Source organism: Leclercia sp. S52 (genome assembly GCF_039727615.1).
GTDB classification, from domain to species: Bacteria; Pseudomonadota; Gammaproteobacteria; order Enterobacterales; family Enterobacteriaceae; genus Enterobacter; species Enterobacter adecarboxylatus_B.
The window spans coordinates 1623236-1632973 of the sequence record NZ_CP152474.1; the positions used below are offsets into that span (position 1 = coordinate 1623236).

Annotated in this window: 7 protein-coding genes and 2 pseudogenes; 8 read left to right on the top strand and 1 reads right to left on the bottom strand. The window is 59.3% G+C overall.

From position 1 onward, the window contains the following. Positions 1-95: 95 nt before the first annotated feature. The 8 genes and pseudogenes from ihfB to AAHB66_RS07700 all read left to right on the top strand — a co-directional run bounded on the left by ihfB (position 96) and on the right by AAHB66_RS07700 (position 8891). Complete coding sequence (gene ihfB, locus AAHB66_RS07665) at positions 96-383, top strand: integration host factor subunit beta (protein WP_032617358.1); 288 nt, start codon at positions 96-98, stop codon at positions 381-383. 213 nt (positions 384-596) lie between these two features. Continuing rightward, a pseudogene (locus AAHB66_RS07670) lies at positions 597-2862 on the top strand (ComEC family protein). 36 nt (positions 2863-2898) lie between these two features. Beyond that, on the top strand, positions 2899-4647 hold the full coding sequence (gene msbA / locus AAHB66_RS07675; protein WP_333850269.1) for a lipid A ABC transporter ATP-binding protein/permease MsbA: 1749 nt from the start codon (positions 2899-2901) through the stop codon (positions 4645-4647). Continuing rightward, positions 4644-5648, top strand: a complete 1005-nt coding sequence (gene lpxK / locus AAHB66_RS07680) for a tetraacyldisaccharide 4'-kinase (protein ID WP_347115752.1) — start codon at positions 4644-4646, stop codon at positions 5646-5648. The genes msbA and lpxK overlap by 4 nt, the downstream gene beginning before the upstream one ends. Positions 5649-5663: 15 nt before the next feature. After that, a pseudogene (locus AAHB66_RS07685) lies at positions 5664-6894 on the top strand (winged helix-turn-helix domain-containing protein). A gap of 45 nt (positions 6895-6939) precedes the next feature. Further along, positions 6940-7122, top strand: a complete 183-nt coding sequence (ycaR, locus tag AAHB66_RS07690; RefSeq protein WP_039029479.1) for a protein YcaR — start codon at positions 6940-6942, stop codon at positions 7120-7122. Then, entirely contained in the window at positions 7119-7865 is a 747-nt protein-coding gene (gene kdsB, locus AAHB66_RS07695) for a 3-deoxy-manno-octulosonate cytidylyltransferase (protein WP_347115753.1), read from the top strand. The genes ycaR and kdsB overlap by 4 nt, the downstream gene beginning before the upstream one ends. 132 nt (positions 7866-7997) lie before the next feature. Next, the gene (locus AAHB66_RS07700; protein WP_347115754.1) at positions 7998-8891 is read left to right on the top strand and encodes a YcbJ family phosphotransferase; all 894 of its coding nucleotides are present in this window, start codon (positions 7998-8000) and stop codon (positions 8889-8891) included. Here AAHB66_RS07700 and elyC read toward each other — a convergent pair. Further along, on the bottom strand, positions 8868-9647 hold the full coding sequence (elyC, locus tag AAHB66_RS07705; protein ID WP_347115755.1) for an envelope biogenesis factor ElyC: 780 nt from the start codon (positions 9645-9647) through the stop codon (positions 8868-8870). The two genes, AAHB66_RS07700 and elyC, sit on opposite strands and share 24 nt — an antisense overlap. Positions 9648-9738 lie beyond the last annotated feature (91 nt).

Sequence of the window (9738 nt, forward strand, 5' to 3'; positions counted from 1 at the left end):
TTGCAGGATTCGTCCTGTAATCAATAACAAAGGGCGGCTACGGCCGCCCTTGTTTAAGCTGTTTAGCTAATGGGTTTGAAGGAACCGGAGGAATCATGACCAAGTCAGAATTGATTGAAAGACTTGCCAGCCAGCAATCGCACATACCTGCTAAAGCAGTGGAAGATGCCGTAAAAGAGATGCTGGAGCATATGGCGACCACTCTTGCACAGGGCGAGCGCATTGAAATCCGCGGTTTCGGTAGTTTTTCTCTGCACTATCGTGCTCCACGCACCGGACGTAACCCGAAGACTGGCGACAAAGTAGAGCTGGAAGGTAAATACGTTCCGCACTTTAAGCCGGGTAAAGAACTGCGCGATCGCGCCAATATTTACGGCGACTGAGTTTGGCCTGCGGGCGAAACTGAGCCACCTCAAGAAAGCACCTTCGGGTGCTTTTTTTGTTTCTGTTTTTCCGATCCTGAATCGGCGCTGCAAGTTCTGCACCCGGTTGCTGCAAACCGATCGATTCCCGCCAGCCTGCGCCGCAACCTCACATTTCCCTGCCTGACACGCCACGTGACCTGCCGCACACTGCGCTGATACAGGGAGGTGTGTATGTGTCTGTCAACGCTCGCGACATGTCTGATCCTGGCCATCTTACCGCTGCTCTGGTTGCCCGCGCTGCCGACGTTGCCGGTTATCCAGGCCACGATTGTTGCCGGGGTCCTGTTGGCCTTAATCCGCCATCAGATTGCGCGCTACATGGGCTTCTGGCTGCTCTTTTTTGCCTGGGGCGGGCTTGCCGCGCTGAGCGCCGTCTGGCCGATGCAGCATTTGACCACCGGGCCGCAGAAGGCTGAGCTGGAAATTCTGGCGGCCGGGAGCGACAGGATGTACCAGGCCCGCATTGTCCGACTCAACGGCAGAGCGATGCTGCCCGCGGTGGGGGTTACGCTGTATGGCAACTCGCTGCCGCAGCCTGGCTGTGCCGGACAACGCTGGAAGATGACCTTATCGTTACGGCCCGTTCACGGCCAGCTTAACGAAGGGGGATTCGATGCCCAGCGCTATGCTCTGGCGCAGCATCAGCCGCTGACCGGGCGCTTTACCGCCGCAGAAGTGGTGGATGCCCGCTGCAGCCTCCGCGCCCGGTATCTGGCAACGCTAACGGCCAGGCTCTCGTCTTATACCTGGGGGCCGGTGTTACTGGGGCTGGGCATGGGGGAGCGCCTGGCGGTAACGCCCGAAATTAAAAACCTGATGCGGGAAACGGGCACATCGCATCTGATGGCGATCTCGGGATTACACATTGCGCTGGCGGCGTCGGTTATCTGGTTGCTGGTGCGTGGCATACAGTTTGTCATTCCCGCCCGCTGGGTAGGCTGGCGCGCCCCGCTGGTGGCGGGATTCTGCTTTGCCGCCTTTTACGCCTGGCTCACCGGAATGCAGCCCCCCGCGCTGCGCACAGTGGTCTCGCTGGGGGCCTGCCTGGCGCTACAGCTCAGTGGGCGTCTCTGGTCGCCCTGGCAGGTATGGCGGGTCTGCATCGCCGCCATTCTGCTGGTCGATCCGATGGCGGTGTTATCGCATAGTCTTTTGCTATCGGCTTTTGCAGTGGCGGTGCTAATTTTCTGGTATCAGTGGGTGCCCAAACCCCGTCTGTCCGGGCCGTGGGCAGTCAGGGCGATGGTTAATCTGCTGCACCTGCAGCTTGGCATGCTGCTGCTGTTACTGCCGGTGCAGGTGATGGTCTTTCACGGATTTAGCCTATCATCCCTGGTCGCGAACCTGGTGGCAGTACCCCTGGTGACCTTTATCTCGGTGCCGCTCATTCTGCTGGCAATGTGGCTGCATCTCGGGATGTGGCCCCTGGCGGAACAGATGGTCTGGACGCTGGCGGATGGCTCGCTTTCCCTGCTGTTTGGCTTCCTGACCTCGCTGCCAGACGGCTGGATCCCGGTCGATAAACGCTGGCTGTGGCTGACCCTGCTGCCCTGGGGGGGCCATTATCGCCTGGCGGATGTGCGGCACGCGAACCTGGCCGGTGGTCTGTATCTCGGCACTGGTGCTGGCAACGAGTCCGTTATGGCGGGCGAACAAAACGGAAGGGTGGGCGGTACATATGCTGGATGTCGGGCAGGGGCTGGCAGTGGTTATCGAGCGCCAGGGGAAAGCGATTTTATATGACACCGGTCCTGCGTGGCCGGGCGGCGACAGCGCGCAACAGCTGATTATCCCCTGGCTACGCTGGCACCATCTACGTCCGGAAGGGGTGGTTGTCAGCCATGAACACCTGGACCATATCGGCGGGCTGGCATCGTTGCGCCAGGCATGGCCGAACATCTGGATACGCAGCCCGCTGCGCCAGGACGGACATGATCCCTGTTTTCGCGGTGAACGCTGGCAGTGGCAAGGGCTGACCTTCAGCGCCCACTGGCCCCTCGCCACCACACCGCAGCGCGGCAACAACGGTTCCTGCGTGGTTAAAATTGAGGACGGCACCCATAGCCTGTTGTTAACCGGGGATATTGAGGCGCAGGGAGAAAAAGCGATGCTCAGCCGTCACTGGCAATATCTTGCGTCTACACTTATCCAGGTGCCGCACCATGGCAGTAATACCTCTTCGTCACTTCCTCTGGTGCAGCGCGTGGGCGGACGCATCGCCCTGGTGTCTGCATCCCGCTATAACGCGTGGCGACTGCCCTCAAACAAGGTGGCTCGCCGTTACAGAAAGGAGGGGTATCTCTGGTTAACAACGCCCCGATCTGGACAAATCACGGTTTCATTTTCGCAACATGGCTGGCAAATCCAACGCTTACGGGATCAAATTTTACCCCGTTGGTATCATCAGTGGTTTGGCGCGCCCGGAGATAACGGGTAGAATATGCGGCTATTTCAACAAATGCTGGTTTTTTGAATGCATAACGACAAAGATCTCTCCACGTGGCAGACCTTCCGCCGACTCTGGCCGGTGATAGCACCCTTCAGAACGGGCCTTATCGTGGCGGGCGTAGCGTTAATCCTCAACGCAGCCAGCGATACCTTCATGTTATCGCTCCTCAAACCGTTACTGGACGACGGTTTTGGTAAAACGGATCGCTCAGTGCTGCTCTGGATGCCACTGGTGGTTATCGGCCTGATGATTTTACGCGGCATCACCAGCTATATCTCCAGCTATTGCCTCTCCTGGGTATCGGGCAAAGTGGTCATGACCATGCGTCGTCGCCTGTTCAGCCACATGATGGGCATGCCGGTGGCGTTCTTCGATAAACAGTCCACCGGTACTCTGCTGTCGCGCATTACCTACGATTCCGAGCAGGTTGCGTCTTCCTCCTCCAGCGCGCTGATCACCGTGGTGCGTGAAGGGGCCTCGATCATTGGCCTGTTCGTCCTGATGTTCTGGTACAGCTGGCAGCTGTCGCTGATCCTGATCGTGCTGGCACCAATCGTCTCGATCGCCATCCGCGTCGTCTCCAAACGTTTCCGCAGCATCAGTAAAAACATGCAGAACACGATGGGGCAGGTGACCACCAGCGCAGAGCAGATGCTGAAAGGGCACAAAGAGGTGCTGATTTTTGGCGGCCAGGAAGTGGAAACTAAGCGCTTCGATAAGGTCAGCAATAAGATGCGTCTGCAGGGGATGAAAATGGTTTCCGCCTCTTCCATCTCCGATCCGATCATTCAGCTTATCGCCTCTCTGGCGCTGGCATTTGTGCTGTATGCCGCCAGCTTCCCGAGCGTGATGGAAACCTTAACCGCCGGTACCATCACCGTGGTCTTCTCGTCGATGATTGCCCTGATGCGCCCGCTGAAATCGTTAACCAACGTTAACGCCCAGTTCCAGCGCGGGATGGCAGCCTGCCAGACGCTGTTTGCCATCCTCGATTCCGAACAGGAAAAAGACGAAGGCAAACGCGTAATCGAGCGCTCAACCGGCGACGTGGAGTTCCGCAACGTGACCTTTACCTACCCGGGTCGCGATACGCCTGCTCTGCGTAACATCAATCTGAAGATCCCGGCAGGCAAGACCGTAGCGCTGGTGGGCCGTTCTGGCTCGGGTAAATCGACCATCGCCAGCCTGATCACCCGCTTCTACGATATTGATGAGGGTGAGATCCTGATTGATGGCCACGATCTGCGCGAGTACACCTTGCGGTCGCTGCGTAATCAGGTCGCGCTGGTCTCCCAGAATGTGCACCTGTTCAACGACACCGTGGCCAATAACATCGCCTATGCCCGTAATGAAGAGTACAGCCGCGAGCAGATTGAAGCCGCAGCGCGGATGGCCTACGCCATGGACTTTATCAACAAGATGGATAACGGCCTGGATACCATTATCGGTGAAAACGGTGTGCTGCTCTCCGGCGGTCAGCGCCAGCGTATCGCCATTGCGCGCGCGCTGCTGCGTGACAGCCCAATCCTGATCCTCGATGAAGCCACCTCGGCGCTGGATACGGAATCCGAACGTGCTATCCAGTCTGCGCTGGATGAGTTGCAGAAGAACCGTACCTCGCTGGTGATCGCGCACCGCCTGTCGACCATCGAAAAAGCCGATGAAATCGTGGTGGTGGAAGATGGCTATATCGTCGAGCGCGGCAGCCATACCGATCTGCTGGCGCATCAGGGCGTGTATGCGCAACTTCATAAGATGCAGTTTGGCGCATGATTGCCCGCATCTGGTCCGGTGAGTCTCCGCTCTGGCTGCTGCTGTTGCCGCTCTCCTGGCTGTATGGCCTGGTCAGCGGCCTGATCCGCCTCAGCTATAAAGTGGGGCTCAAGCGGGCCTGGCGTGCCCCCGTGCCGGTGGTGGTGGTGGGCAACCTCACTGCTGGCGGCAACGGTAAAACGCCGGTGGTGATCTGGCTGGTGGAACAGCTGACCCGACGCGGTATCCGCGTGGGGGTCGTCTCCCGGGGCTACGGCGGTAAGGCGGAGCGCTATCCGCTACTGTTGACCGCGCAAACCACTACTGCGCAAGCGGGGGATGAGCCGGTGCTGATCTTTCAGCGCACCGGTGCGCCGGTGGCGGTCTCGCCGGTGCGCAGCGAGGCCGTTCAGGTTCTGCTGAGCCAGGCGAATGTGCAGATTGTTATTACCGACGATGGGCTGCAGCACTACGCCCTGGCCCGGGACAAAGAGATCGTGGTGATTGACGGCGTGCGCCGCTTTGGTAACGGCTGGTGGTTACCCGCCGGGCCGATGCGCGAGCGCGCGTCTCGCTTAGGTTCTGTGGATGCGGTCATCGTTAACGGCGGTACGGCGCAGGCGGGGGAGATCCCCATGCAGCTGCGTCCTGGTCTGGCGGTGAATCTGCTGACCGGCGAGCGGCGCGATGTCGCTGAACTTAATAATCTGGTGGCGATGGCCGGGATCGGTCATCCCCCGCGCTTTTTCACTACTCTCGAAGCCTGCGGTGCCCGGCTCGTTAATACGGTGCCGCTAGCCGACCATCAGGCGCTGACTCTGGATCAGGTGTCAGGCTTTACCGCACCCGGCCAGACGCTGATCATGACCGAAAAAGATGCGGTGAAATGCCGCGCGTTTGCCCGCGACAACTGGTGGTATTTACCGGTTGATGCTGAACTGCAGGGCGAACAGCCTGAACGGCTGCTGCAGGAACTTATCGCCCTCGCAGGGCAGGTTAACGAGGTTTCACCCGCGCACTAACTGACAGGACATGGCATGGCTCTACCGCAACTCACGCTTTCAGCCGCACGTCATCTTCATCTCGCCGCGCAGGGGCTTTTGAAAAAGCCCCGTCGTCGCGCGCAGCCCGCCGATATTCTTACCACCATCCAGCGCATGTCGCTGCTGCAGATCGACACCATCAATATCGTTGCCCGCAGCCCGTATCTGGTGCTGTTCAGCCGTCTCGGCCACTATCAGCCAGACTGGCTGGATAACGCGCTGCGTCAGGGCGAGCTGATGGAGTACTGGGCGCATGAGGCGTGCTTCCTGCCGCGCAGCGATTTTGCCCTGGTGCGTCACCGGATGCTCTCCCCCGACAACATGGGCTGGAAATACCGCCAGGCCTGGATGCAGGAGCACGCGGAAGACATTGAGCAGCTAATCGCCCATATTCATGAGAAGGGTCCGGTACGTTCTGCCGATTTCGAACATCCCCGCAAAGGGGCCAGCGGATGGTGGGAGTGGAAGCCGCACAAACGCCATCTTGAGGGGCTGTTTACCGCCGGGAAAGTGATGGTTGTAGAAAGACGTAACTTCCAGCGCGTTTACGATCTCACCCATCGGGTGATGCCGGAGTGGGATGACAGCCGGGATATGCTGACCCAGGCGGCGGCCGAAGCCGTAATGCTGGAAAACAGCGCCCGCAGTCTGGGCATTTTCCGCGCCCAGTGGTTAGCCGATTATTATCGCCTCCGTCGGCCAGTTCTGGCCCCGCTGCTTGAGCGCTGGCAGGCGCAGCAGCAGGTCGTTCGCGTTGAGGTGGAGGCTCTGGGAGAGATGTGGCTGCATGCCGATCTGCTGCCGCTGCTTCCTCTTGCAGAGGAAGGCAAGCTCACCGCCACCCACAGCGCTGTCCTGTCACCGTTTGATCCGGTGGTCTGGGATCGTAAACGCGCGGAGCAGCTGTTTAACTTCAGCTACCGGCTGGAGTGCTATACCCCGGCTCCGAAACGCCAGTACGGCTATTTCGTCCTGCCGCTGCTGCATAAAGGGCAGCTGGTGGGGCGGATGGATGCCAAAATGCACCGCAAAACCGGTGAGCTACAGATTATCGCCCTCTTTCTGGAAGAGGGTGTCCGGGTCAGCGCCGGGCTGGAAAAGGGGCTCACTGCCGCAATCAGCGACTTTGCGGGCTGGCAGGGGGGCAACACGGATCGCGCTGGGCCATCTTCCTGACGGGCTTTTTGCTGCCTGTCGAAGTGGCTGGGAAATAGACGCGGTCTGAAAAAGGAATATGGTAAGCTTTACCGATCATTGATACGGAGGAACTATGGATCACCGTTTACTGGAAATTATTGCCTGCCCGGTGTGCAACGGCAAACTCTACTACAGCCAGGATAAGCAGGAGTTAATCTGCAAACTGGACAGCCTTGCCTTCCCACTGCGCGACGGCATTCCCGTTCTGCTGGAAACCGAAGCCCGTTCGCTGGCGGCAGAAGAGAGCAAACCATGAGTTTTGTTGTCATCATTCCGGCGCGCTTCGCCTCCACGCGCTTGCCGGGTAAACCGCTGGTCGACATCAACGGTAAGCCGATGATCGTCCACGTGCTGGAGCGTGCGCGCGAGTCCGGCGCGGAGCGTATTATCGTCGCCACCGATCATGAAGACGTAGCGCGAGCGGTTGAAGCAGCGGGCGGCGAAGTGTGCATGACCCGCGCCGATCACCAGTCCGGTACCGAACGTCTGGCGGAAGTAGTGGAAAAATGCGGTTTCAGCGACGACACGGTGATTGTCAACGTGCAGGGCGATGAGCCGATGATCCCGGCGGTTATTATTCGCCAGGTGGCTGAAAACCTCGCCCAGCGTCAGGTGGGTATGGCGACGCTGGCCGTGCCGGTGCACAGCGCCGAAGAGGCGTTCAACCCCAACGCGGTGAAAGTAGTGCTGGACGGCGAAGGCTACGCGCTCTATTTCTCCCGCGCGACCATTCCCTGGGATCGTGACCGCTTCGCACACTCCCGCGAAGAGATCGGCGACAGCATCCTGCGCCATCTGGGTATTTATGGCTATCGCGCCGGCTTTATTCGCCGTTACGTGACCTGGCAGCCGAGCCCGCTGGAAAACATCGAGATGCTCGAGCAGCTGCGCGTGCTGTGGTACGGCGAGAAGATCCATGTTGCCGTCGCGCAGGAAGTGCCTGGTACGGGCGTTGATACGCCAGAGGATCTCGCCCGCGTTCGCGCTGAGATGCGTTAATCCCCGCCATCCCCCCCATCCGGGGGGGATGCTTTTCTTCCGAATTTCTTCATCAGAATCGCCTCACAAGAGTGACATCCGCCCGCCAGACGCTCATTATAAAAGCAGTAGTCTTAATGGGGGTAATCTAAAATGGAACAGCTGCGTGCCGAACTCAGCCATCTGCTGGGTGAAAAACTGAGCCGTCTGGAATGTGTGCATGAAAAGGCGGATACCACGCTGTGGTCGTTGTATGACAGCCAGGGAAACCCCATGCCGTTACTGGCGCGAAGCTTCACTTCACCGGATGTTGCCCGACAGCTGGCGTGGAAAATCTCCATGCTGGCTCGCAGCGGTACGGTCAGAATGCCGACCGTGTATGGCGTAATGACCCATGAAGAGCATCCGGGTCCTGACGTACTGCTGATCGAGCGCCTGCGCGGCGTCTCAGTTGAAGCGCCGGCCCGCTCCCCGGAACGCTGGGAACAGCTCAAAGACCAAATTGTCGAGGCGCTACTGGCCTGGCACCGGATGGACAGCGGCGGGTTGGTCGGGGCGGTGGACAGCACCCAGGAGAACCTCTGGCCGCTCTGGTATCGCCAGCGGGTGGAGGTGTTGTGGGGAACGCTGAACCAGTATCGCAACACCGGCCTGACCATGCAGGATAAACGGATCCTGTTTCGGACCCGTGAATGCCTGCCCGCCCTGTTTGAAGGCTTCAACGACAACAGCGTGCTGATCCACGGCAGCTTTACCCTGCGCAGCATGCTCAAGGATCCGCGCAGCGATCAGCTTCTGGCGATGGTCGGGCCGGGGGTAATGCTGTGGGCTCCGCGGGAGTATGAACTGTTTCGCCTGAGCGAAAGCGGGCTGGCAGAGGATCTCCTCTGGTACTATCTGCAGCGCGCGCCGGTCTCAGAGTCATTCCTCTGGCGGCGCTGGCTGTACATATTATGGGACGAAGTGGCGCAGCTGGTGAATACCGGACGCTTCAACCGTGCCAACTTCGATCTGGCGTCAAAATCACTGATTCCCTGGCTCGTCTGAAGGGCCTTTAAGCCACTGCCAGACGCGTCCGAGCGTCTCGTAACCGACACGATCGCTGTGCATCAGCCACACCGGGGACGGAATAATCCGTTCCCAGGGGTTGAGCGGGGCGCTAATCGCCAGCTGATTGGCGGGGGCGGGCAGCGGGTGTAACCCCTGCTGTTCAAAGAAGATCATCGCCCGCGGCAGATGCGAGGCGGAGGTCACCAGCAGGAACGGGGCATCGCCGATCGCCTGCTTCACCGCCGCGGCTTCCTCTTCGGTATCTTTCGGGCTGTCGAGGGTGATAATGTCCTCGCGCGGGACCCCCAGCGACTGCGCCACGCGCGCCCCGGCCTCGGCGGTACTCACCGGATTGCTTTGCGCCGCCGCCCCGGTGAAGATCATCTTCGAGCCCGGATTAGCCAGCCACAGGCGCATCCCTTCATTGAGTCGCGGCAGGCTGTTGTTGATGAGATTAGAGCTGGGCGCCCAGTCCGTATCCCAGGTATAGCCCCCGCCGAGCACCACAATGTACTCAACTTTTTGATTTCCCTGCCAGGTCGGGTACTTATCTTCCACCGGACGTAGCAGACCGTCCGCCACCGGCTGCAGGCTCAACAGCAGCAGCATCAGCCAACCTGCCGTGGTCATCATTTTACCGGTTTTCTGAAAGCGGCTGAACCACAGCAACCCCAGACCCAGCGCGATACACAGCAGAAGAAGAGGGAGGGGAAGCATCATGCCGCCAATATATTTTTTTAGGGTAAAAAGCATCCTTTCTGGCTCCTTTTTTGACCATACAGCTGAGGATTGTTAGCGATATTACACCAGAGAGGTTCATTCTCCGTCCGGCTGTGACAAAATA